Origin of the sequence: Luteolibacter algae (assembly GCF_042683045.1) — a bacterium.
GTDB classification, from domain to species: Bacteria; Verrucomicrobiota; Verrucomicrobiia; order Verrucomicrobiales; family Akkermansiaceae; genus Luteolibacter; species Luteolibacter algae.
In genome coordinates, this window is record NZ_JBHUIT010000003.1 from 263,092 (window position 1) to 287,511 (window position 24,420).

The window sequence follows — 24,420 nt, forward strand, 5'->3', positions numbered from 1 at the left end:
TTCTAGGTTTACTTAGCCCAAGGTGGGGTATAGTGCCCACCAGAAACCACCTCCCCTTTGAGTATTTTTTCTTTGTGTATCTCCCAATCCTTCAGATCATTGAAACGGTTTTTAATAAACTTCGCAGGAACGCCCCCGAAAATGCAATTTTCCGGGATGTCCTTAGTCACTACGGCACCCGCCGCGACTATACTGCCAATTCCAATATTAACACCGGCTAAAATCGTTACGCCTTGTCCAATCCATGCATCTGTCCCAATGTCTGTCACGACAGACATATCAGGTCTACCGCTAAATATTATCGGACATCCCGGAGTGTCGAACACGTGATCGTTACCCACGATGGAGACTTTCGGACCAACCATCGCATATTTACGTATTATCACATTCTTGGATATTAACGCCCAAGGCCCTAGATATGAGAATTCTTCCATTATTAACGACGCATGCAAACTCAACTGTGGACTAGCAATATAGGCGCTACCACTTATGGAAGTTAACCGCCAACGTATATTCCTTGAAAACATCAGCATACGTTTCAGTATATTTTTCATGTTATTTGATAAAATCAATTTCTAGAGAGTCTGAAACGTCCTCGTATTCGGCCTGACCACTGACGGCCAAATTTATCTTCTTCACCTGAAAGTATGGGTTGAAATATGAATCGATAACATTGACACAATTAGTGCGCATTTTTTCTTTCACCTCTTCCGGGAAACTTAACATCTTATAGATAGCGTCTCTCAGGGAATCCACATCTCCTTCATCATATAAGAGACCAGTTTTACCATCAATCACTGACTCCGTTTCAGGCATTTGCTTATTTCTGTCGGCATGCGTTATAACTGGCAACCCATAAACCATTGCATGCATTGCACTTAGTCCTACATTGCCTGGAGAAACCAGAACATCCGCAACTAAAAAGCATCGACTTAGTTCATTTTCATCGTAACACGCTCCAAAAAAATATGTTTTCACATTATATTTGCCAGCAGAATTCCTCAAATTTTCCATTTCTTCACCATCCCCTATAATCAATAATGCTGGGCGCAAGGACGGATCTATATTTGCGATTGCCTGTATAACTAGATCAAAACGCTTAGAAGCAGTCAGTCTCGACGAACATAAAATCAAGCCATTATTTGAGTCAAATTCTGGAAATTTACTCAGCAGAAATTGATTTGCAGCTTCTCTTGAGGTATTTTTCCTAATTTCTACTTGATTATAATAATCCAAGCTATTATATATTACGTAAATCTTTTTCGGGTCAAAGCCGTGATTTACTGCGATTTTTCTAGCTCTTCTTCCATAGAGAAGAATTTGCTGAGGTATTTTGAAGAAAAGGTTCCTAATTTTGGATTTAAGAAACTTTTCGTTGTCCTTATTCCACCCATGCGCCCAAAATAATACCCTTTTTCCGTATATCCTCCATCTTATTGCTGAAATCCACGCGTTGAGGCAATTCATATCCCCCAAAAATATAATCACACTTGGATTTATATCTTTTATAGCATTATCAATATTACTCAGCCAGTAGAGCCCTCTAAATACCTTCTTAATAATCAACTTACTATAATTATTCTCTGGTATATAGGCTTTTATCGAGGGGGCTATCACTTCGGCGGTATCTGAAGCAGCGAAAAAATACTCAGCCTCTTCGCTTTTGAGCATCTCCTCGATTACCCCTTTACGGTAATGTGGAAAAAAATGGTAAACCACTAAGACTTTCGTAGTATTCATAAATTATCTCCTCGAACTTTACCCATGATTCGATGCAGATTCATTATCACCTCAGGAAAGGCTAACAATAATGCAGCACCTACTACGGGCAACATAATCGATTTTGTGCTGATCCATATCAACAAAAACAAAATACTGCTCATGCAATATATTAATGCAATTTTATTATGTTTATTTTGGGCTGTTTTGGCAGCAGACTTAACGAACCACATCACATTCAATATCGCATGTAATCCGATCAGCGCAACAAATCCTGAAGATATATCTACAACTCCCTTACTCCATATAGATAGGATCGTCGGGCCAAATGTGACTAAGAATAAGTAGCATATCATCGATACGACGTTGGTCCAAATGCTCACTTTCGAGGACAAATCCTCGAGCTCTTCGAATTTCCCTTCGCCAGCCAAGCGGGATAGTTCGGGTTTCAATGCATTATTTGTGATAACTGCTAATTGAATGACCATTCTCGTTAATGTTCTGCACATGGTAAATGCTACAACAGTGTTTGCTCCAGCAACCAAATTGAGCACTTGTATTCCGCCTTGCAAGGTCGTCGCTTGGGCGAGAGGAAATCCTAGATATCCAATGGCAGGCTTAAATATAGCTCGAAATTCTTTTTTTGAAGCTAATGTGAACCTAAATACCTTCTCCCCTGCCAAACGTGATGCTAGTAATCTTAGAATGACGAGTAGCAAAATTTGACCACTTGCTAACGATACGGCTAGAAAAATTGGATTCCCTCCTAGTGAAAGCACTACAGCTACAACGATGAGATCGAAAACTCGACGATTCGCCAAAAGAAAGACTCCCAGGGGTGCCTTATCTATAAACTTAAAACATGCATCCGTGACACCTCCTTGTAATTGTATAGCTAAATAGACCGCCATACATACAATGACTTTGGATGCTTGTGATCGAGTAATCTCTTCTAAATTAAGGACTTCACTCCAGTTGATTATAAATACAGAAAATCCTACTAAGGCTACTATCAGAGCACCGACTATCGTGCTAAACGCTAACGACGTTTGTAGAATCGCTTTTACTTTATACTTATTTCCTGAGGCGGCTTCGATTGTTCCCCTATTTGTCGATGCTTGCGTCACACCCGCGTCCAATAGAGCCAGCATTGTCGGCAACCCGGTAAGAACTAGCCATTCACCATATAAATTACTTCCCCAAAATTTTAGGAAAAATGGCACCTGAATAAATTGTATAGCCAACGTTACGAATTGACTATACCCGTAAGCAACAGTATTCACCCCGACCCTCTTGAGTGAGGGGCTGCCTATTAATCTACTAATCTTCTCGAACACTTAGATAGCTACACTTAATATTGTTTGCTCGTTTACTCGCCTTTGCCGATGATGAAGGCATCAAAGCCATGGTCCTTCAGTGCGGAGGCCGGAAGGATGGCGCGGCCATCGAAGACGAAGGCCGGCTTGAGCATCAACTCGTAGATCTTCGGAAGATCGAGATCGCGGAACTCGTCCCACTCGGTGAGCGTTGCCAGGGCGTGCGCGTCCTTCGCCGCAGCATACGGATCCGAGACGATTTCCAGATTGGAATCAATCAGTGACTGGGAAACGCCAGCCTCAAGGAGATCCCGGTGGATGGTTGCCACTGTCACCCTAGGATCGTAGAGCGCGACATGTGCGTTTTCCGCCAGGAGGTCACGGCAGACGTTGATCGCAGCGGATTCGCGGGTGTCGTTGGTATCCTTTTTGAACGCGAAGCCGAGAATGGCAATGCGCTTGCCATTGACCGTGTTGAAGAGGGTGCGGACGATTTTTTCCACAAAGCGGGATTTCTGCCAGTCATTGATGGCGACGACCGAGCGCCAATAGGCGGCGACTTCCGGGAGGTTGAACGACTCGCAAAGGTAGACGAGATTGAGGATATCCTTCTGGAAGCAGGAGCCGCCGAATCCGACGGATGCTTTAAGGAATTTCGGCCCGATGCGGGAATCGCTGCCGATGGCGCGCGCGACTTCATCGACATCCGCTCCGGTGGCCTCGCAAAGTGCGGAGATGGAATTAATCGAGGAAATCCGCTGGGCAAGGAAAGCATTGGCGACGAGCTTGGAGAGCTCTGAAGACCAGAGATTTGTGGTGATGATGCGTTCGCGTGGGACCCAGTTCGCGTAGACGGAAACGAGAGCTTCGAGGGCTTCCTGGCCTTCCGGAGTTTGCTCGCCGCCGATGAGGATGCGGTCCGGGTTCTCCATATCGGTAACCGCGGTTCCTTCCGCGAGGAACTCCGGATTGGAAAGAACCTGGAAGGTGGCATTGGTGGTGGAGTTCGCGGCGATGATGGTCTGGATCGCGGTCGCGGTTTTCACCGGAATCGTGGATTTTTCCACAATGATTTTGTTGCCATGCGAGACCTCTGCGATCAGGCGTGCCGCGGACTCGATGTAGCGCAAATCCGCCGCGCGTCCCGCGCCGATGCCGTAGGACTTGGTGGGTGTGCCCACGCAGACAAAGATGAGATCCGCGGCAGCGATGGCAGGCTTGATATCGGTGGTGAAATGGAGGTTCGTGCCACGGGCTGACTCGACAACCTCCTGAAGACCCGGCTCGTAAACCGGCAGGGAATCCGAGTTCCATGCATCGATGCGAGCTTGGTTCATATCGCAAACAGTGACCTGGATGTCGGGGCATTTGGCTGCGATCATCGCCATGGTGGGACCGCCGACATAGCCAGCGCCTAAGCAGCAAATAGAGGATATTTTCATGATTGGAATAATTCAGACGTATCACTACTCCTTCGAAACCGCCACGTGGTGACCGTGGGCGTGGAGAAGGGCGTGGCGGCACGCGGTATCCAGATCGGAAGCGACCATTTCCGCGCACATCTCCTCGACGGTGATTTCCGGAACCCAGCCGAGTTTTTCCTTCGCCTTGGTCGGATCGCCCAAAAGTGTCTCCACTTCCGCAGGGCGGAAATAGCGTGGATCGACCCGCACGATCACATCGCCGACTTTTGCCGAAGGTGCTTTCTCCGCATCGGTCACGGAAGTGATGGTTGCGATCTCATCGACGCCTTCGCCGCTGAATTCCAGCTCGATGCCTGCTTCCTTCGCCGACATGCGGACGAACTCGCGCACGGAGATCTGCTTGCCGGTGGCGATCACAAAATCGTCCGGCACATCCTGCTGGAGCATCATCCACTGCATGCGGACGTAGTCCTTTGCGTGGCCCCAGTCACGGAGTGCGTCCATGTTGCCGAGGTAGAGGCAGTCCTCGAGTCCCTGGGCGATGTTTGCCATCGCGCGGGTGATTTTCCGGGTGACGAAGGTTTCGCCACGGCGCGGGGACTCGTGATTGAAGAGGATGCCGTTGCAGGCATACATGCCGTAGGATTCGCGGTAGTTGACCGTGATCCAGTAGGCATACATCTTCGCCACCGCATAAGGTGAGCGCGGGTGGAAGGGAGTGGTTTCCTTCTGTGGGATTTCCTGGACGAGACCGTAGAGCTCCGAAGTGGATGCCTGGTAGAAACGGGTCTTCTTCTCGAGGCCGAGGAAACGGATTGCTTCGAGCAGGCGGAGCGTGCCCATGGCATCGACATCCGCGGTGTATTCCGGAGCTTCGAAGGAAACGGCAACGTGGGATTGCGCACCGAGGTTGTAGACCTCATCCGGCTGCACCTCGCTGATGATGCGGGTGAGATTGGAGGAATCCGTGAGGTCTCCGTAATGCAGCTTGAAACGGGCGTGCTCCACCTGTGGATCCTCGTAGATGTGATCGACGCGCTGCGTGTTGAAAAGGGAAGCGCGGCGCTTGATGCCGTGGACTTCGTAACCTTTTTCCAGGAGGAACTCAGCGAGGTAGGAGCCGTCTTGCCCGGTGATGCCGGTGATAAGTGCTTTTTTCATGAAACTAAAACTGTAAATCGACGCCAGGATATTTTTTATATTTATCCTTCCCACGCTACCGCCCTTGGTCGCATCCCCTGAAGTGGGGGGAAAACCATGGTTGGTATTAAATTGGTGAGGTGGCAGTTTGCTAATAAGCAAGCTGCTGACGGGCGGCATGTTGCAATCTTCGCGCCAGTGTTCAATCTTTTTTGAACAATTCTTTCGTCACAAAGCGAAATACTTTCAAGTCACTTGTAATCAATAACTTGCAAGATTAAGAGCTCTGAAAATCAGACGGAATTCACGGACCAAGACCAGAATCGCCCATTTTATTTACGACAAATTTAGCACCTATTGGCTGAATTGGATTTCGAGTGATCCCATCGCATCGAAATGATCAAAATCGATAAGACTGCCATGCGGCTGCAGCCCGTAAAACTATAAGTCCGGTTATCCCCCTGGTCCATTTATGCCAAGGGCCGGATATTTTATCTTTATAGCAAGGATCAATCGTCGGAACCATAGGTTCCGTAGCTACCGTAGCCATAGCGGTTGTCCTTGCCGTATTGGCCGTAGCTGTAGTTCTGGCTGATCAGGCGGCGTTTTTCGACGAAGCCGTTGAAGACAATTCCCGACGGCTTGTAACCATCCTCATCAAGCACTTTGAGCACACGACGCACTGCACCCTTGGGAACGTATTCGGCACGAACCACCAGGCAGAAGTTATCAACGGCGGGGAGGATCAGGCGGGTATCCGGCACGGCAAGGATGGGCGCGGAATCGATGACAATGATGTCATACTCGGCGACCAGTTCTGCCAAAAGGTCGCGGAGTTTTTCCGTATTCAGGAGCTCGCCCGGACTGGGTGCCTTCTTACCGGAGAGAATGATATCGAGGTTTTCCTCCCCGGTGCGGGTGAAGAGCGCGTCCCGCCAGCCACAGAGACCGGCAAGAATTTCCGTGGAGCCGAATTCATGGCTGTCGCGCTTGAGACCGAACATCTTGTGAACCGATGGCTTGCGCAGATCCAGATCCAGCAAGAGGGTCTTTTTGCCCTGCTGGGCGGAAGCGAGGGCGAAATTGGTAGAGATCAGGGTCTTGCCCTCACCCGGGAGCGCACTGCTGAAGAGCGTGATCTTGCGCTTGCGCTCGTCTCCGAGCAACGAGACGGAGGCACGCAGGTTGCGGAACATCTCTGCATAAAGGGTATCGGTCAGACCCGGGCGGAAGAGGAGATGCTTGGACCATTGCTTCTGGACCTCCGGCATCTCGCTGGGGAGGATTTTCTTCTTCCGGACGATGGTATCGAGAATTTTCACCGGCATATTGCTCACGGAGGCGAGCACCGGCAGGTGCGTCACGTAGGCAGCCTGCGCCACAGTGTGAAGTTTGTTATCCAGCTGGGTAAGCACCAGAGCGATGAAGAAACCCAAACCCAGGCCGAGGATGCTCCCCCCGGCAAGAACCAGCGGCTTTTTCGGAGAGGAAGGCTGGCGCGGCACATTGGCGAGGCTGCTGATCTCCACTTCGGCTTCTGTGGACTTCTGGTTGATATCCGTCTCCTGCATCCGGGTGAGAATGCTATTGAAGACGGTGTTCTGGCTCTCGATCTCGCTTTCCAGCACGCTGGCACGGGCGGCGAGCAAACGCCGGGCAACCTGCAGGTGCTCGTTTGCGTCCTGATCCTCCGCATCCCATTCGGCGCGGTTCGCCTCCCAATAGGCGCTGTCCGCGGCGGCCTGGCGCACGGAATCAAACTCGGAAAGAAAGCGCTCCTGATAAACTTTCAGCTGCCCCTGCGCGGAGATCATCTTCGGATGTTTGGCGAGGTAGCGGCGGCCCAGCTCGATCACGGCGGTTTCGTTTTCCTCCAGGTCTTTTAGCGTTTCCAGAACCCGCTGATAGTTGGCGAGCGCGTTCTGTGCCGTCTGGAGCTTGGTGCGGGCTTGCTCGGATTGTGTCAGAAGAATCTCGTAGGAAGAGCTGCGGCCCTGGGCCCGATCCCCGGTCAGTTCCGCGATGTATTCCTCCGCGATGGCATCGGCGATGCGCTTGGCAATCTCCGGGTCCGAGTGACTCACCTTCACATCAAGGAGGCGGGTATTGCGCCGGACACTGACCTCCACCCACCCGCCGATCATACGGCCGATGGCTTCGGGATCCGATTTTGCATTGAGAAGTTCAGCAGTCTTCGCATTGGCCGTTTCTGTGCCTTCCTTGGCGCCAAGCCATTGATCGGTCCATTCCGGCAGCCAATTCACCGGCTGCGGGAAAAAGCCCTCCATGCCGATTAGCTCCTGGTTCATGGCGAGCTTTGTGAGCAGCCCGGCGCGCTTGATCCGCTGGGCGACGGTATTGATCGCTTCATCGGATTTGAGGTCCATCTCATCGACCTGATCCTTCGCCATGACCGTAGCCGTCTGTTGTTTTACCAGCAGCGTGGCGGTGGCATCGAACTTCTGCGGTGCCTTTGAGAGGAAATACAGGGCTCCGAGCACCCCGATCACCAGACCGAGGGCGATCCAATACCAGCGCCCGATGAGATCCGTGACCAGCTGGCGGATTCGTTCCTGCGCGAGTTCCGAGGATGACTCGAAATCGTCGAAGTCATCGAAGGAGTCCTGGTTATCGTCGTTTGACTGTCGGTTACGGTTGCTGGGAGGCATGGTGATGGGATGAAAAAATAAAGGGACTGGAAAAGGACTTAAAAACTGGCGCGGTATGGCCCGGGGCGGTGTTTGCCCGCTGTCGGGTGCGGAGCTCTGGAGGATGCGCTATAAATAAGCAACGGTTTTGGAAAACCCGGGTGGAACGTTCATCAGAAAAACCGCTCGGCGACTGAAACGATATCGCCGGGCTGGAGCCAGATGGAATCACCGCCCTTCTCCGAGAGCTCGCGGAAATCCACCATGGAAACGCGCCCCTTGCGGTTAACGCTGACCTTTTTCGGGTTCGCCAGCTCGGTAAGACCTCCCGCCATCGCAATGGCCGTGACGAGATCGAGCCGACCATCGATCGGGAAAGGAACCGCCCCTGGCTTTCCAACCCGGCCGAGGATAGTCACAAAACTACGGACATAGCGGCTCTCGTGAACAATGATGCGATCCCCGGAACCCAGCTTGCCACGTCCCGCACCGCCCTGGATCGCCGCGATCGTCAGGACATTGGAAGAGCCATTGGCGCGGACAATCTGGATATTATTTTCATCGGCGTTTTCGGTGATTCCACCTGTGGTGGCCAGCGCGGATCCGATATCCAGACCACCTGTCTGCGGGATAGGGATCTGCCCTGGCTCCTTCACCTGGCCGATGACCGACACAAAATCCGTGGCGTATTCATCAACCGTGAGGGTGACCTGTGGATCGACAAGATAGTCCTTCGCGTAGAGATCGCGGATTTTGGCCGTGGCCGCGGTCACACTGAGACCGGCGACTTCAACCGAGCCGATCAGCGGGAAGGATGCCTGCCCGCTTTTCAAAATTCTTACCTCTGTATCAAGCTCCGGCTCCTCGTAAACGGACAGCCGCACCAGATCGCTGGGACGCAGTGTGTAGCTGCTCTTCGCATCTTCCGCAGCAGTGGCCCGCGAAGTGAAGATCACCAGAATCGCGGAGACCAGCAGAACGGAAATGGAGCACATCGTGTGCAAAAATTGACGGAAACGGCGCCAGGAGTGATGAAAAGCTCTCATAGGAAAGGACTGAAAAGAACGAAAGAAGGAATAGGGATCTGGGACGAAGTGGTGATTTCTCACCGCGAAGAAGCCTGTCTGGGCAAGAAAGTCATTAAAAAATGCATAATTGTATCAATCTGGTCACGCAATCGCAAATTACTGCAAAATCCGCAGGACTATTTTGTTCGAAATATTCACAAAATCCATAGATAGCAGCGGGCGTGCCCAAACTATTAAAATTTCCACGAAAGCCCCAGCCCGGTCTGAACACCATCCCAGGAATTATCCGGATCGTCCGATGATTGATCGCGGTAGCGGACCGAGAGCGTGGCATCGAGATTTTCTTTGTAGATCGGCATACTGAGAGAGGCATCGTAGGTCAGGTAATCGAAGCTGTCATTGACACTGGAGGCGGTGGTAAATCCTTCCGCCGTGCGGGATTCCAGGCCAACGCCGAGGTTGAGACGGGCACGCCGGATGTTTCTGACATAACCCATGCGATACAGGGTCACTTCATCGAAGCCACCGCCGCTCCCGGGGTTTGCCTGGGTATCGCGGAGCAAGGCGAGATTGAGCGACCAAAGCGAATTTGCCTTATAATTCAAAGCAAATGACCAGTTCACCAATGTATCATTATCCACGCCTTCGGAATCAGTAAAATCCAACCCGAGTGTGGAACGTAGACTCACCTTCTCAGATAATTGGTAATTAACCTTCATATTTGGCCCGATGGTGACCAAATCATCAGTATTTTCCTGGGTCCTGAGCCCGTAGCGTATCCCCGGCCCCAGATCGATCAATGGCGTGGCGCTCCACAGCAGACCCACGCCCGCATTGAACGACGAGGTATCATTGAAGCCATCTGTCTGGTAGAAAACCGAGCTCTGGCTGATTGAGCCAACGACGGCCGTCTTGGGACTGAAATTGTAGCGGGCGATCGCACGGTTCGAGATCTGATATTGCTCAACATTCGCGTTGAGGTAACGATTGATCCCTTGATGGAAGCCAAAGCCGGAGGAGAAAGACGCGATCAATTTCCCGCCGCGATAGCCGCCGAATGCGGTGAGATCGTAGTTCGGTCCGCTCAAATCACTGGAATCGAGATAGTTGTCATAGCTTCCGGCAAAGGTCGTGCCAAGCAGCCACTCGGAGGAACCGATCAGGTAGGACGCGATCAAGCCCGGGGAGATAATGAAATCGCTGTCTACCGGATCTCCCGGGCGACCCGATGACTGGGTGACATTGGAATCGTAGGTGGACGCGAGATTCAGAGCGAGAGTCGGCCCCTTTTTAAGCTCCGGTCTTGGAGCCGCATAGATGGAGGAGGCACTGGAAAAGCCGGTGGGAATCGAGGGCAGATCAATCAATGCATCCTGGGCCCGAAGTGAAGCGGAGTGAACCAGAGCACCGGCGATGCATGCTTTATAGAGTGGCAGATGCCGGAACAAACGACCGGAAGATATTTTCAAAAGATTCATGAATGGAAATCAGCGCAAGCAACTGCGGATACCTGATGTGAAGAGGCCGCTTCCCCCGGATTGATCAATCAGAAGGAGACGGCATGATGGATGATCCACTTTTATCAGACAAAGTGGAAAGCCTGCTTAACGACGGCGGCGGATGAGTGCCAGACCACCGAGCGCCAACAACAATGCGGAGGATGGTTCCGGAACGGTTGTGGCAGCATTGATATTATCAAAGATGATCTTGTTCACACTGGTGCCCTCTGCGGCCACCGGAATGTGTGAGATATTGATCGCACCCAGATCATCTGCACTGGTAAGCGCACCTTCACCGATGAGGTTTGTGCCAACACCGGCGGTAGCTGTCCCATAGGAGATTTTTCCCGTGGTATCGCTGAAGTCAAACGCCAGGAAATAGCCGGAACCTGCGATCGCGGTGGAAGCGGTATCAACAAGCATTCCGCCGGCCAGACGATATGAGATCTTCCAGGTCGTGCTACTCGCCGGATCAGCAGTGAATAGAAGAGCCGCAAGCTCACTGGAAGTATCATCAAGGATAGCGATCTCGAACGAATCCCGTGTAAGCAGGCCGCTTGTCACGCTGTCCGCAATGGCGAAGTTCAGCGAAACCCTGCTATTGGATACCGCACCGGCTCCGGTCAGGGAACCGGTCAGCGTGGTAGTCGCGGATGGCGAGAGATTGGCAACCTCGGTTCCCAGATGACCCGCAAAAGAGGCCGTGCCTGCGAACGTCGCATTCTCGATGAATGCCATCGGTCTTACAACACTACCGATGGAAGGGTTGGCTTGATCTTGCGACCAACCACTCACCCCGCCACCTGTAAAAAAGTCGAAGTCAGTCTCGGAATTGAAATTATAGCTGACTGCAGCAGATGCGGATCCAGCGGCAACAACCGCACAGACAGCACTGAGCATGGTATGGTAAATTTTCATGGTATGGTATAGGTATTGAAATTTATTCAGCAATTACGTGTGAGCCCGGTCTCCATGGGCGCCCGTTTCCAGACGACCCATATCGATCGGGTGACGGCTTCAAGCTCCACTGACTGGTGTGGAATCGCCGAAGTCGGTATCGATTTCAACCGAAGTCGAATCCGGGAGATCAAGATCAGCCTCTGCCACGGTCTCGGTATTGTCCGTAGGTGGCATGACGACCGGTGCGCCCGGTGTTCCTGTCTCATCGACAGGAGTCGTGGTCATCCGGGTGATGGTTCTCACCATGAACATCCCTGCGTTATTGGTATCCGGAGTGGCGATGGTTTCGATCTCCTCAACAATGAGATCGAAGCCAGCACCACCGCCATCGGCAGGAACCTTCTTCTCAACAAGCTGTTTCACGGTCACTTCACCGTTTGCATCAACTTCCTTCACGGCAACTGTAGCGACAGAAACCGTCTTTCCATCTACTTCTTCCGTAGTAAAGACCACTTTGGTCTTACGGTCGATAGTGATAAAGTCATCAGCCTTGAGCGGCGTGGTGACTAGCGCAGCGGCAAGGAAAATCCCGGCCGAGGCAAATTTAGGCAATACATTCTTCATAACGTGGCTCTGTTTAGTTTCGGGCATACTGTTAGGTCAACTGAAAACAAAGAATCAGAATGACAATATCGTCACAGCTATATGAAACCAGCAGTTGCCGTGCCACGGAAAATAACCGCAAAACACCATACAGCACTTACGATAAGCAAGTTACGACATATGCATATCATTCATAGCAAAGCTAAGCCGCCCCACCTCAGCAAGATATAGGGAAATTACAACAAGCCCGCATTGATCATATATTTGATATAATCAAGAAAATTTCGTTCAGCGCGGCTTACCATCTCTCACCGCTTCCACGCGGGCTTTCCGCTCCAGCGCTTCTCTGAGTATGGATTCTGCCTCGATTTTATCATACGCCAGCAGGGCTTTTGACTGGATCTGGGGAATCCGGATGGAAAATGGCTGGAGGCTGCGGTCGATCTCGAAATCATCCAGCACTTGTTGACGCTGGCTTTCGATAGGCAGCAGGGACAGTGCACGGAGACGATAAAGCCTATTTTCCAGAGGAGCAATAGCTATGCTTTGTGATGCCTCGTCCGCGATTTCCCCCCGTTCTTCCAGGCCGGTAAACATATCCTTCGCGGTAAGCTCCGCGAGTCCATCGTAACGCTGAGCTCCGGAAGCCCTCGCGTGATCGGCATGCGTGGTGTAAGGCACCGCGAAATTCGAAAATTCCGCTCCCAGCAAACGGATCCCCACCGCAATCAATGCCAGTCCCGTTGCAAGAGTGAACAGATGGTTCGGCCGCTTTCTGGAGAGGTTCTGCGGAGGATTCAGCGATAAGGCGAAAAGGAGCACGGCCGCCCAGACCAATGGAGTCCGGTGGGCGGGAACATCGAAAAAGCAGTGTAACGGCACCACCGCCGCCGCCGCGAGGCAGCCAAAGCGGATCGCGCGGTCCCTCCCCTTCGGCTGGCGGATATTCCGCACTGCCTGCACGAAAAGCAGGATCACGAACGCCGCAAGCAGCAAGGTGGCTGGCAGGCCGAACTCCGCCGCCCACCACAGCCAGCTACTCTCCGGATGCACTGCCTCCGCATGATTCACGATCGAGGAATAGTGGCGATACTGGGGGAAAATGTGTCGATACTGGCCGCCGCCGACTCCGGTGAGCGGGGCATCGGCAATCATCTCGAAGGTATCCAGCGCCACGGGAACCCGGAAATCGACGTCTTTGTATTTGACCAACCCTGCAGAATCTTCCGCCTGCAGATCGTTTGCGTCCAGCGTCTCACCGGCGACATTGGCTTTATCGATGGTTTCCGCGATGCGGTTTTTCACTTTGGATTCCGCAATGAAATAGACGCCGATCGCCGCGAGAAGGACCAGGCCGAGCGCTTTCCGCTGACCACGCTGGAAATATTTGAATCCGAGCAGAGCGATCCAGAGAGAGAATCCCATCCCGCTGAGAATGATTCCGGAACGGCTGATGGACCATACAAAGGCGGCCCACAGGCACACTCCGACAGCTGCGAACGCAGCGAGAATACGCCAGAGTTGTTTTTGACGGATTGCCTGGAAAGCCGCGCCGCTACCGCAGACTGCTCCCATCGCCAATAGTGTGCCGGAGTGGTTCCGGTTCGGAAAAAAGCCGAAATGATCTCCGTAGGTATGGACCGGCAGGTGGCTGCGCAACAGCACGGCGAAAATCGCGTAAAGCGCGACCGCCCAGGTAAAGGCCATGGCGATATTGCGGAGCTGCGACGACGAAGCGCGTTGCCCGGCAATCCAGAGACCGGCCAGAAAAACCAGGGAAAGGATCACGTATTGCTCCGCAGCCTGGCGCCACTGGATCGCGACCAGCGTCCCGGTATCGACGCCGAGTTTCTCCAGCCCATCCCTCCATTCCGGGATGGGAAACCACGCCGCTGGCAAAAACGGAGCCAACCCGGCGAGCAGCATGCCACCGGCCAGAAAAATCCATGGCCGCGGCAGCGGGACAATTCTCGGGAAAGCGATCACCAACAGCCCGCAGCCGAGGAACAGAGCCCCGGTTCGCATCGCCCAGGGTGCGGCGGAAATAAAGGTCCCGGCAATGGTCAAGAACAGCAGCGCCCAGAAAATAAACGGGTGAGACCGATCCGGGATCAAGCTCCGGTGTGCATCCGCAATCTCCTGTTCTTTATAGGACATAAGACCTACGAATAATCCGTCCCATGTTAAAAGCCACCGGTTTTTTGCACTCCGAGCCGATAGAACTTCGCACCGGGTGACGGAGCGATGGGCTGCAAAGTCTTCATTTTCCGGGAATCCATCCCCTCGCTGAAGACTTGTGGTGTGGTTGCCACTTCCGCCCACGAGGCCGGATTATCCAGCCGGGAGGTGGAATAAAGCCGGTAGGTCAAATCCACCGCCGTGGTATTCTCCCGGTGGATCAACGCGACTCCCGCCGGATCACGGACGATCTCCAGAAGCGCGGTCGCATCAGCCAGCGAGGGATTGGTGCCCGCGGCGTATTCGAGGAAATTGCTCCGCCCGTCCAGATCGGGATCGTCATTCATCCCAAGCTTGGAAGGAGGAATGCTTCCGGTGTTCTGCCAGCCGGAAATCCAGGTGGAAAACGAATTTCCCAGCCGGAGCGTGCCCGTGGCGCGGCCACCGTAATTTGGCGCGGTTATATCCACAAACACCGGATAGGTGCCGATCGCGGAAGGCGGCGTGCTCTGGCCGGCATAACTTACCACATGGGATATGCCGGAGGGCTGGGTCGTTACCGTAATGCTTTTCTGCCCGCCGTTTGCGACCTGGGTCAGGTTCCCCAGGGTAATCGTGACAGGAGCGGGCTTGATCGTCATATCCGCCACCGCAGAGCCCTGATAGCCGGGGGAAACGACATTTGCTTCGATCCGATAAACTCCGGCATTCACCGCCGTGCCCGTGGCGGGCGTTTGAGGGAAGGAACGGATCGTGAACATCGGTGCCACCGCCCCGAAAGTCCCAGTGGTGATCAGGTTATTTTCCAGGCGCAACATCGTGCTGGAACTTGCGTCCGAGCCGATCGTAGGTGCCGTGCCATTGAGCCCCACATTCAGAGCATCATAAGGGCCGGAAACTCCTGTGGGAGCAAATCCGCTATTCCTGGTATTATAAGCGACCAGCACCGCAAGCTGGTTGCCCAGCAGATCCTGACCGGGGAAATTGAAACGTGCCTTGAACGCGATCCCGCCAAAGGGATACGGAGTCCCGTCATCCAGCACTTCCGGCCGCCACGGGATCAATACCTGTTGGCTTTTCTGTGTCAGCAGATCGAGCCCGTTGGAGCTGTTCCGCTTATAGATGATCATTGAAATCGTATGATAATACCCGGCGGAATTCTGGGCCGCGAGTGAAGGCCAATCGGAGGCTTTCGCCCAGTTCACCAGCACCACATCAATCGACTCCAGATAACGATTTCCACCACCAAGATTGATGATATCTCCGAGGGCCTTATTATTCGATCCGGCAAGCGGGACACTGGTATAGGAACCATAGAGGGGTGTGGGCACTGTCTGGTAGACCGTTTCCGAAGTCCTGGGAGTAATCGCCACTTCCACATCCACACCGGAAGGATTGCTGGAAATCACGGGAAAACGCGCCGTGCCGTCATATTCCTGGGTTAGCTGCCCGAAGTTGATGCTTACCTGTTGCTGGGCAAGGGAAAATCCGCCCAACAGGAAAAGACACATCATTGAAATGATACATTTTCCACTGTAAGCTGATTTATAAAGACTCATGAAAAAACCAATCGTTGCAACAACATCAAAATCTTAAAACTTTCCGCTCTGCGATCCGGAGCGGCACGCGCACAAAAGCATGTGCCATTCCATCGCGTCGATATTATTTTGAGACAATATCGACACTGATATTTTCTCTCGTCCGCGGATTCCATGGAAACCGCGTTCCGCGCAACTCCCCCACCACCTTGATGGAAGACCTCATGAAAAGCGGATATTCATTTTTACGGAAAACCTCTAAACTCACGCGGGATGCCTTCCCCGCCAGCCGACCAACCAATAAGATTTTACGCAAGGTAATATGGCGATTCCGCTATGTTCGACCCATCCGGAATCTGCCACAATTCACGCCTTCAACGATAGATTGCAGGAGAAACCGAGCGTTTTTCTCATCCACCTCACTCCGAGATCGAAATTTCAGAACGAACCAACCTCGAAAACCAAATGAACAAAATCAAACTACTCGCCACCAGTCTGGCGCTTGCCGGCATCTGCCAGGCACAGCAGCGTGGCATTATCAATAATTCCGAAAGCCCGCACGTCGCGATCAAGAATATCAATATCGGTGATTGCCGGTGGACCGAAGGCTTTTGGGCGGACAAATTCCAGCTTTGCGAGGATGTGATGGTTCCGCATATGGGCGAGATTCTCAAGGGAGACATCGGCCACGGCTTCAATAACTTCAAAATCGCAGCCGGACTGAAGCAAGGAAAGCATCAGGGATTTGCATGGCATGACGGGGATTTCTATAAATGGATGGAAGCCGCGACCTATGTCTATGCGATGAACAAGGATGAGAAAATCCTCAAGGAGCTCGACGAGATCATTGCTATTATCGCCCAGGCGCAGGAGGAGGACGGTTATTTACATACCGAGATCCAGATCGAAGACATCGAGCATTTCTCCAACCGCAGATATCACGAAATGTATAACTGCGGGCACCTTTACACCGCAGCATGCATTCATAACCGGGTAACGGGAAAAACCAACCTGCTGGATATCGCGCTCAAGAACGCGGATCTTCTCTACAAGGTTTTTTCCAAGCCCACGAAGGAGCACGCCCGTTTCGGTTTCAACCAGACCCAGATCATGGGCCTGGTGGAACTTTACCGCACCACCAGGGACAAGCGGTATCTGGAATTGGCGGAAATCTTCATCAACAACCGCGGCAAATCGAAAATCGAAGAAGATTCCAGCACGGTCGGCTACCCGATCGGCGATATGGTCCAGGAGCGTGTGCCACTGCGTAAGGAAACCGAAGCTGTCGGCCATGCGGTGCTCGCCCTTTATTTCTATGCAGGTGCCGCCGACGTCTATGCGGAGACCGGCGAGAAGGCGCTCATTGATGCGCTGGACAGACTTTGGGATAACGTGGTGAACAAGAAAATGTATATCACCGGCGCTCTCGGCCAGACCCACTATGGAGCCTCGTCGCGTCGCGATCCCATCCAGGAAGGCTTCATCGATGAATTCATGATGCCGAACATGACTGCCTATAATGAGACCTGCGCGAACATCTGTAACTCGATGTTCAGCTTCCGCATGCTCGATATCCACGGTGAGTCAAAGTATGCCGATGTGATGGAGCGGGTGCTTTTCAACAGCGGTCTTTCCGGCATCAGCATCGATGGCACTTGCTACTACTACGCCAATCCATTGCGTAAAATCCATGGCTCACGGGACTACTCGAAAATGAATACCGAGTCTGCGGACCGCCTGCCGTATCTGGAGTGCTTCTGCTGCCCGCCGAACCTCGTCCGCACCGTGGCGAAATCCTCCGCCTGGGCTTATGGCTTGGCGAAAAACGGCGTGTCCGTGAACCTCTACGGGGGCAACAAGCTCAGCACAAAGCTGCAGGATGGATCACCAATCGAGCTCACCCAGGTCACCAATTATCCGTGGGATGGAAAAGTCAGCATCACCTTGGACGAGTGCAAGGCGGAGCCTTTTGACATGATGATCCGCATCCCGGAATGGGCGGAAGGCAGCACGCTGAAAGTCAATGGCGAGGACTCCGGCGTGGAAGTCACGGCTGGAAAATTCGCGGTTCTCAACCGCGGCTGGAAGGCCGGCGATAAGATCGAACTGGATATGCCAATGGAAATCAAACTGGTGGAAGGCCACGCCCGCATTGAGGAAGTCCGCAACCAGGTGGCCCTTACCCGCGGTCCTATCGTCTACTGCGTTGAGTCTCCGGATCTGCCGGAAAAGGTCAGCATTCTCGATGTTTATCTGCCGTCCGACAGCAAGCTGGAAGCCGAGTATCAGCCGGATTTCCTTGGTGGCCTTACGACCATCAAGGCCAATGTCGCACTGCGCCAGGACAAGAAAGAGGGAATGTATCGCGTCACCGACAAGCCAATCTGGAAGACTGCGGAGACCCAGTTTGTTCCTTTCTATGCATGGAGCAACCGTGGCGATAGCGAGATGACCGTCTTCGTTCCGGTAATCTGGAAATAATCCGGATCGATCCATTAACGCCTGCAGCTTGCTCCAACCGGAAAAGGCTGCAGGCTTTTTTTGTGCCGGTATTCAACGGGGAGCACCCGTGCATTTTGCAAACCCCGCGCACCCAAAATGCCGGATTCCGTTACCAAAAAGCCCAGCCAATCCAGCGATTCCACGGCGGCATGCTTTATGCGATTCACTCTTGATTATGGCACGAGCTATTTGGAAAGGATCGATCGCTTTCGGGCTGGTGAATATTCCCGTCGCGCTGACGAGTGCGGAGAGCCGCCCCGATATCCAGCTGCACATGGTGGACAGCAGCAACCACGCACGCATCCGCTACGAGCGGGTCAATGCGGACACTGGCGAAGAGGTCCCCTGGGATAGAATGGTGAAGGCTTATGAGCACGATGACGGAAAATTTGTCCTGCTGACCAAGGACGAGCTCGATACCGTGCAGCCGGAACTCACCAAGACCATCGAGATCTCGGAATTTGTCGATCTGTTGGAGATTGACCCCATCCTTTTCGACAAGCCCTACTATCTGGAGCCAGAGAAGCGTGGCAGGAAGGCTTATGCACTGCTCCGGGAAGCCCTGCGCAAGACCAATAAAGCAGGCATTTCCAGAGTGGTGATCCGCACCCGCGAATACCTCAGCGCGATGTTTGTGAGAGATGATGTGCTGATCCTCATGCTGCTTCGTTTTCCCCAGGAAATCAAAAAGGTATCCACTCTTGAGCTTCCCGCTTCCGGAGACAACGCATGGAAACCCGTCAAAAAGGAAATGGATCTGGCGGTCAAGCTCATCGGCGATATGACGGAGGAGTGGAAACCTGCCGATATCCACGATGAATACCGTGAATCGCTGATGGCCTACATCGAGAAAAAGATTTCCAAAGGCGACGCGGTCTCCGATGTGCGGGATCCGGACGACGGGGATGATGATTCATCCAGCGAGAACGTGGTGGACCTGGCCTCCTATTTGGAAAAAAGCGTTCAACAGGCATCGGGCAAAAAGTCCTCCGGCACCTCTGACGGTAAAACCGCGAAGAAGCCCACCAGGAAAACCCCGGCGAAGAAGGCACCAGCCAAGAAGACGACGAGAAAAAATGCCTCGAAAAAATCCAGCAGCACCAAGTCCAAAAAATCGGCTTGAGCCCTATCGGAGAAAGCGGAATTTCGGAAAGACCCCGGAGCCTGACTCCGCGCAGGCTGCCGACGGCGGCATGAGTTTCGTGGTCCAGGAGCACCATGCGAGATCTTTGCATTACGACTTCCGGCTGGAGATGGATGGAGTCCTGGTGAGCTGGGCGGTGCCAAAAGGCATCCCGGAGGATACCACGGCCAAGCGGTTGGCGGTGCATGTGGAAGATCACCCACTGGACTACGGGAAGTTTGAAGGAGAGATCCCGAAAGGAAATTACGGAGCGGGACAAGTCCATATCTGGGACGCAGGAATTTGGGAGCCGCTATCGGCGAACTGGAAGAAATCGTTCGAGAAGGGCAAACTGAAGTTCAGGTTACGCGGCGGGCGTCTTCACGGAAGCTATCTCCTCGCACAAATGGGCGAAGAACCGAACTGGCTGCTGCGGCTGCTGGAAACTGATGCTGAAGATGCCCCGGCCACGCTACCAAGAGAAAGCCCGCAGTTCATCGAGCCCCAACTCGCCCGCGTGGTTTCATCCGTCCCGTCCGGGAAAAATTGGGGGCATGAAATCAAGTTCGATGGCTACCGTCTGATCGCGGTAAAATCAAAAAGCCGTGTCACGCTTTTCACCAGAAACGGCCATGACTGGACGGAAAAATTCGGCTCTCTCGCGGAATCAATCACGTCCCTCGCAGAGCAGGATTTTGTTTTGGACGGGGAGGCAGTCGTCTTCGATGAAAAGGGACGCAGCAGTTTCGGAGCCCTGCAAGCGGCCTTGAAGGAGGGCGGCAGGATTTCTTTTGTCGCTTTTGATCTGCTCAATCTCGGAGGGAGGAACTTGCGCGATCTCCCCCTCCGCCGACGGGCGGAACAACTCGCAGAGCTCATCGGGGACGATGGAGAACGCGTGCGGCTATCAAAGATCTGGAGTGCGGCCAGCGGCCAGAGCCTTTTCCAGCAGGCCTGTAAGCACGGACTGGAAGGCATCATCAGTAAAAAGCTCGATGGACGCTATCTTCCGGGCACGCGCAATGATTGGGTGAAATCGAAATGCCGGGCACGGCAGGAATTTATAATCTGTGGATACACAGCGCCAAAGGGCAGCCGGGAAGGCTTTGGAGCCCTACTCCTGGCCTCCCACGAGAACGGAAAGCTCGTGCCCAGAGGCAAGGTCGGAACGGGCTTTAGCGACAAGATCATCTCGGAACTGATGGAAAAATTCCAATCCATCCGGCGTTCGCAGCCCGCGTTCCACACCACCGAACGCGGGGTAACCTGGCTGGCTCCCGAGCTCGTCGCCGAGATTGAGTTTGCGGAGATCACCCGGGATGGTTCCATCCGCCAGGGAAGTTTCATCGGTCTCAGGCAGGACAAATCCGCCTCCGAGGTAAGATTGGAAACCCTATCGCCCATGAAAAAGAGCACCGTCATGAATCTGAAAATCACGCATCCTGACCGGGTGATTTACCCCGGGCTTGGCGTCACCAAACTCGAGGTGGCCGAATATTACGAAAAGACCGGAGATCTGATGATGCCGTATATCGCGGGGCGTCCGTTGGCAGTTCTCCGCGCGCCCGAGAGAATCTCCGGGGATATGTTTTTCCAAAAATCGTTTACCAGGCATATCCCGGATGGAGTGAAAGCTTCCGTTCTGGAAGATGGCTCGGAAATTTTTTCGATTCATAACACGGCCGGACTGGTGTCGCTCGCCCAATACGGGATCATTGAAATCCATCCGTGGGGATCCACCGTGGACAAACCCGATATGGCGGAATTCCTTACCTGGGATCTGGATCCGGATGCCGCAGTGGCGTGGGAGGAAGTGCTCGGAGCCGCATTTCTACTGCGCGATACCCTGCGGGAAATGGGACTGGAGCCGATGGTGAAATTCTCCGGAGGAAAGGGCCTGCATCTCATGCTGCGTATCCGCCGTGATCATGAATGGGCGGAGATGAAGGCTTTCAGCAAAAACGTCTCGGCAAAAGTCGCTGCCATGAACGGGAACCGCTTCACCATCGTCGCGTCCAAGGCAAAGCGGAAAGGTAAAATCTTCATCGATTGGATGCGGAATGGTAAAGGAGCGACCTGTGTGGCCCCTTGGAGCCTTCGTGCACGGAAAGGAGCTGCCGTCTCGATGCCGGTATCGTGGGAGGATCTGGCAAATGCGCCGCAGCAGGGCTTCAATCTACACGAGCCCCCGCAAACTCCCGCCGAGTGGCTGAAGCCGCAAGCCCAGCGTATCACCAGGGCGATGCTCGAGGAAGCTTCGCGCTTTGCACTCTGAGGTGCGTGCAAATCGCACTCCATGAACCCGTTGCGCGCCTCCGCACGAGAGGCAAAACCTTATGATTTCAATGGGTTATGACACGCCCGGCGCATGGCATAACGCGTGCGAAAGCTGGTCGTCTTCAATCAACCAACCCAGACAACATCATGTCCAAATTAACCGACCTCAAAAAACTGCTCGAACACGATATCAAAGACCTCTACAGCGCGGAAACGCAGCTGGTGAAGGCTCTTCCCAAGATGGCAAAAGCGGCGACGAATCCTGAATTGAAGGAAGCGTTCGAAGCCCACCTTGAGGAAACGAAAGGCCACGTGGAACGTCTCGAAGAAGTCGCCAAGCTTCTCGATATCACTCCACGCGGCAAGACCTGCAAGGCGATGAAAGGCCTCGTCGAAGAAGGCGAGGAAACCATCAAGGAAGAGGGTGAGGAAACCATCCTGGATCTGGCACTCATTACTGCTGCACAAAAAGTGGAGCACTACGAGATTTCCGGATATGGCTCTGCCAGATCTCTGGCGAATGCGCTGAAGCTCGCGGATGTCGTGGAGCTGCTCGACACGACGCTCACCGAGGAAGGTGGCGCCGACAAAACACTCAGCACAATTGCAAAATCGTTGCTGAAATCCGCTCCCAAACCTGAGAAGTAAACCTTAAAAACCAGCCCGCCATGTCAGAACAAATGGAAGAAGTGGATTTGGGAATCATGGCGGGCTCCGATGCGGAGTTCCGCTCCGAAACGATATACTTCGTAGTGCTCGACCGGTTCTCGGTGGGCAATGCGAAGAAGTCCCGCGAAAAGGACGAGATGTTCGATGCCTCTCACCAGGAGTGGGGAAAATATTGGGGTGGCGATCTTCAGGGACTTTACGACAAGCTCCCCTACCTGCGCTCCATGGGTATCGGCGCGATTTGGACGACCCCTCTCTTCGAGCAGGTGGAGTCCATGACGATTGGCGATAATCCCAGTGCTCCTGTGCACGGCTACTGGACAAAGGATTTCAAGAGAATCAATCCCCGCTGGGTGAATGACCCGACTCAGAAAAATTTCTTCGAGAGAAACGATACGATCCTCGATCAACTCATCGAGGAGATGCACTCGAGAGGGATGCGTTTTGTCCTGGATATCGTGTGCAACCACAGTTCGCCCGCGACGGCACAGGGAAAAGGAAAGCTCTACGATAACGGGAAGCTGGTCGCCGATTTCGATAACGACAAGGACCACTGGTATCACCACTATGGAGACACGCTGGACTGGGCGGATGAATGGCAGGTCCAGAACTGCGAGCTCTGCGGACTGGCCACATTCAATGAGAACAACATTCTCTACCGCAATTATATCAAGGATGCGATCAAGCTCTGGATTTCCAAAGGCATTGATGCGCTGAGAGTGGATACGGTAAAGCACATGCCTTTGTGGTTCTGGCAGGAGTTCAATGCGGACATGGAATCCGCCAACCCGAATTTGTTCCGCTTCGGGGAATGGATTTACAGCCACCCGGAAAATGAAAGCTCGGTGACCTTTGCCAACAAAGCCGGGATGACGATCCTGGATTTCGGCCTCTGTGAAGCGATAAGAAACTGCATGTCCGGAGCCGCCGACGATGGATTCCACACGGTGCAACACATCCTGGATCTTGATCATAAATACAGCTGCGCGACAGAGCTGGTCACTTTTTTCGAGAACCATGATATGCCGCGTCTTCAGTCGCTGGGAGTTTCCGATCGGCTTCTCGAGCTCTCCCTTGTCCTGCTGCTCACCACCCGCGGAATTCCCTGCCTCTATTATGGCTGTGAGCAATATCTCCACAATGACACGGATGGGGGGAACGATCCCTACAACCGCCCGATGATGGAAAAATGGGGCAAGACCGAGGCCATGCGCATCATCGGCATTCTATCCCATGAGCGCAAAAAGAATACCGCACTCCAGTGGGGTGCGCAGCTGCCGAAATGGGTGGATGCGGATTGCTATGTCTTTGAGCGGAAATACAAACATGCCAGATGCCTGGTGATCATTAACAAAGGTCCGCAGCGCACGCTCGATCTGGAGCATCTGGATTTTCCCGATGGATCTCGCACCTGCATTCTCACGGATACGGTGATTACGATCGAGGGCGGTAAGGCATCATTGGAAGTTCCCGAAATGGCCGCAATGGTATTCGTCAAACGCGACACCCCGGTCCGTGCAAACACGGTGATCCGTCTGCAGGTGAACGGTGCGCCCACACAGCCCGGCGATCGGCTTCTGGTCATCGGCGATTGTCCGGAGCTGGGAGAGTGGGATCTCCGGAGAGCCTTTGAGCTGGAGTGCATTAACTCGAACACGTGGTTCGGGGAAATCCCTTTCAACGAAAGCTCCGGAAAAGCCATCGGATACAAATTTGTAATTTTTCCGGGACAGGAAAATTCTCCGCCACAGAGGGAACTTATTACGGTGCGCCGCCGTCTGGTCACCCCGGAAGACTCCGCCAAATGGCGCGACCGTTGGGAAGAATGATCACCACAAAAAGGCACCCGCCATTCG

The 24,420-nt window shown here is 53.2% G+C and carries 17 protein-coding genes; 5 read left to right on the forward strand and 12 right to left on the reverse strand.

Annotated features, from left to right (window positions below):
* Positions 1-8 precede the first annotated feature (8 nt).
* The 12 genes from ACFSSA_RS05390 to ACFSSA_RS05445 all read right to left on the reverse strand — a co-directional run bounded on the left by ACFSSA_RS05390 (position 9) and on the right by ACFSSA_RS05445 (position 16,014).
* Positions 9-554, reverse strand: a complete 546-nt coding sequence (locus ACFSSA_RS05390) for an acyltransferase (protein WP_386819049.1) — start codon at positions 552-554, stop codon at positions 9-11.
* A gap of 1 nt (position 555) precedes the next feature.
* Positions 556-1,740 carry a glycosyltransferase gene (locus ACFSSA_RS05395; protein ID WP_386819051.1) on the reverse strand — a complete coding sequence of 395 codons (1,185 nt, stop codon included), beginning with the start codon at positions 1,738-1,740 and terminating at the stop codon, positions 556-558.
* The gene (locus tag ACFSSA_RS05400) at positions 1,737-2,942 is read right to left on the reverse strand and encodes a lipopolysaccharide biosynthesis protein (RefSeq protein WP_386819052.1); all 1,206 of its coding nucleotides are present in this window, start codon (positions 2,940-2,942) and stop codon (positions 1,737-1,739) included. Before ACFSSA_RS05400 ends, ACFSSA_RS05395 begins: the two co-directional genes overlap by 4 nt.
* A 146-nt stretch (positions 2,943-3,088) precedes the next feature.
* Entirely contained in the window at positions 3,089-4,477 is a 1,389-nt protein-coding gene (locus tag ACFSSA_RS05405; RefSeq protein WP_386818591.1) for a nucleotide sugar dehydrogenase, read from the reverse strand.
* 24 nt (positions 4,478-4,501) lie between these two features.
* Positions 4,502-5,620 carry a GDP-mannose 4,6-dehydratase gene (gene gmd / locus ACFSSA_RS05410; protein ID WP_386819054.1) on the reverse strand — a complete coding sequence of 373 codons (1,119 nt, stop codon included), beginning with the start codon at positions 5,618-5,620 and terminating at the stop codon, positions 4,502-4,504.
* A gap of 488 nt (positions 5,621-6,108) precedes the next feature.
* Positions 6,109-8,268 carry a polysaccharide biosynthesis tyrosine autokinase gene (locus ACFSSA_RS05415; protein ID WP_386819056.1) on the reverse strand — a complete coding sequence of 720 codons (2,160 nt, stop codon included), beginning with the start codon at positions 8,266-8,268 and terminating at the stop codon, positions 6,109-6,111.
* Between the two features lie 152 nt (positions 8,269-8,420).
* Complete coding sequence (locus ACFSSA_RS05420) at positions 8,421-9,242, reverse strand: polysaccharide biosynthesis/export family protein (RefSeq protein WP_386819058.1); 822 nt, start codon at positions 9,240-9,242, stop codon at positions 8,421-8,423.
* A 266-nt stretch (positions 9,243-9,508) separates the two neighbouring features.
* Positions 9,509-10,753 (reverse strand): hypothetical protein, encoded by a 1,245-nt coding sequence (locus ACFSSA_RS05425; protein WP_386819060.1) that lies wholly within the window; start codon positions 10,751-10,753, stop codon positions 9,509-9,511.
* Positions 10,754-10,879: 126 nt separating this feature from the next.
* A complete protein-coding gene (locus tag ACFSSA_RS05430; protein ID WP_386819062.1) occupies positions 10,880-11,692 on the reverse strand; it encodes a PEP-CTERM sorting domain-containing protein in 813 nt (270 codons plus the stop codon).
* Positions 11,693-11,791: 99 nt separating this feature from the next.
* Positions 11,792-12,298 (reverse strand): hypothetical protein, encoded by a 507-nt coding sequence (locus ACFSSA_RS05435; protein ID WP_386819064.1) that lies wholly within the window; start codon positions 12,296-12,298, stop codon positions 11,792-11,794.
* Positions 12,299-12,565: 267 nt separating this feature from the next.
* Entirely contained in the window at positions 12,566-14,434 is a 1,869-nt protein-coding gene (locus tag ACFSSA_RS05440) for an O-antigen ligase family protein (RefSeq protein WP_386819065.1), read from the reverse strand.
* A 26-nt stretch (positions 14,435-14,460) separates the two neighbouring features.
* The gene (locus ACFSSA_RS05445) at positions 14,461-16,014 is read right to left on the reverse strand and encodes an MBG domain-containing protein (protein WP_386819066.1); all 1,554 of its coding nucleotides are present in this window, start codon (positions 16,012-16,014) and stop codon (positions 14,461-14,463) included.
* A 444-nt stretch (positions 16,015-16,458) separates the two neighbouring features.
* Here ACFSSA_RS05445 and ACFSSA_RS05450 point away from each other — a divergent pair, with 444 nt between their 5' ends.
* The 5 genes from ACFSSA_RS05450 to ACFSSA_RS05470 all read left to right on the forward strand — a co-directional run bounded on the left by ACFSSA_RS05450 (position 16,459) and on the right by ACFSSA_RS05470 (position 24,393).
* Positions 16,459-18,474, forward strand: a complete 2,016-nt coding sequence (locus ACFSSA_RS05450; RefSeq protein WP_386819068.1) for a glycoside hydrolase family 127 protein — start codon at positions 16,459-16,461, stop codon at positions 18,472-18,474.
* A 196-nt stretch (positions 18,475-18,670) separates the two neighbouring features.
* A complete protein-coding gene (ku, locus tag ACFSSA_RS05455; protein ID WP_386819070.1) occupies positions 18,671-19,618 on the forward strand; it encodes a non-homologous end joining protein Ku in 948 nt (315 codons plus the stop codon).
* Complete coding sequence (gene ligD, locus ACFSSA_RS05460; RefSeq protein WP_386819072.1) at positions 19,572-21,893, forward strand: DNA ligase D; 2,322 nt, start codon at positions 19,572-19,574, stop codon at positions 21,891-21,893. Before ku ends, ligD begins: the two co-directional genes overlap by 47 nt.
* 149 nt (positions 21,894-22,042) lie before the next feature.
* The gene (locus ACFSSA_RS05465; protein WP_386819073.1) at positions 22,043-22,543 is read left to right on the forward strand and encodes a ferritin-like domain-containing protein; all 501 of its coding nucleotides are present in this window, start codon (positions 22,043-22,045) and stop codon (positions 22,541-22,543) included.
* Between the two features lie 20 nt (positions 22,544-22,563).
* Positions 22,564-24,393, forward strand: coding sequence for an alpha-amylase family glycosyl hydrolase (locus ACFSSA_RS05470; protein WP_386819075.1), 1,830 nt, complete (start codon positions 22,564-22,566; stop codon positions 24,391-24,393).
* Positions 24,394-24,420 lie beyond the last annotated feature (27 nt).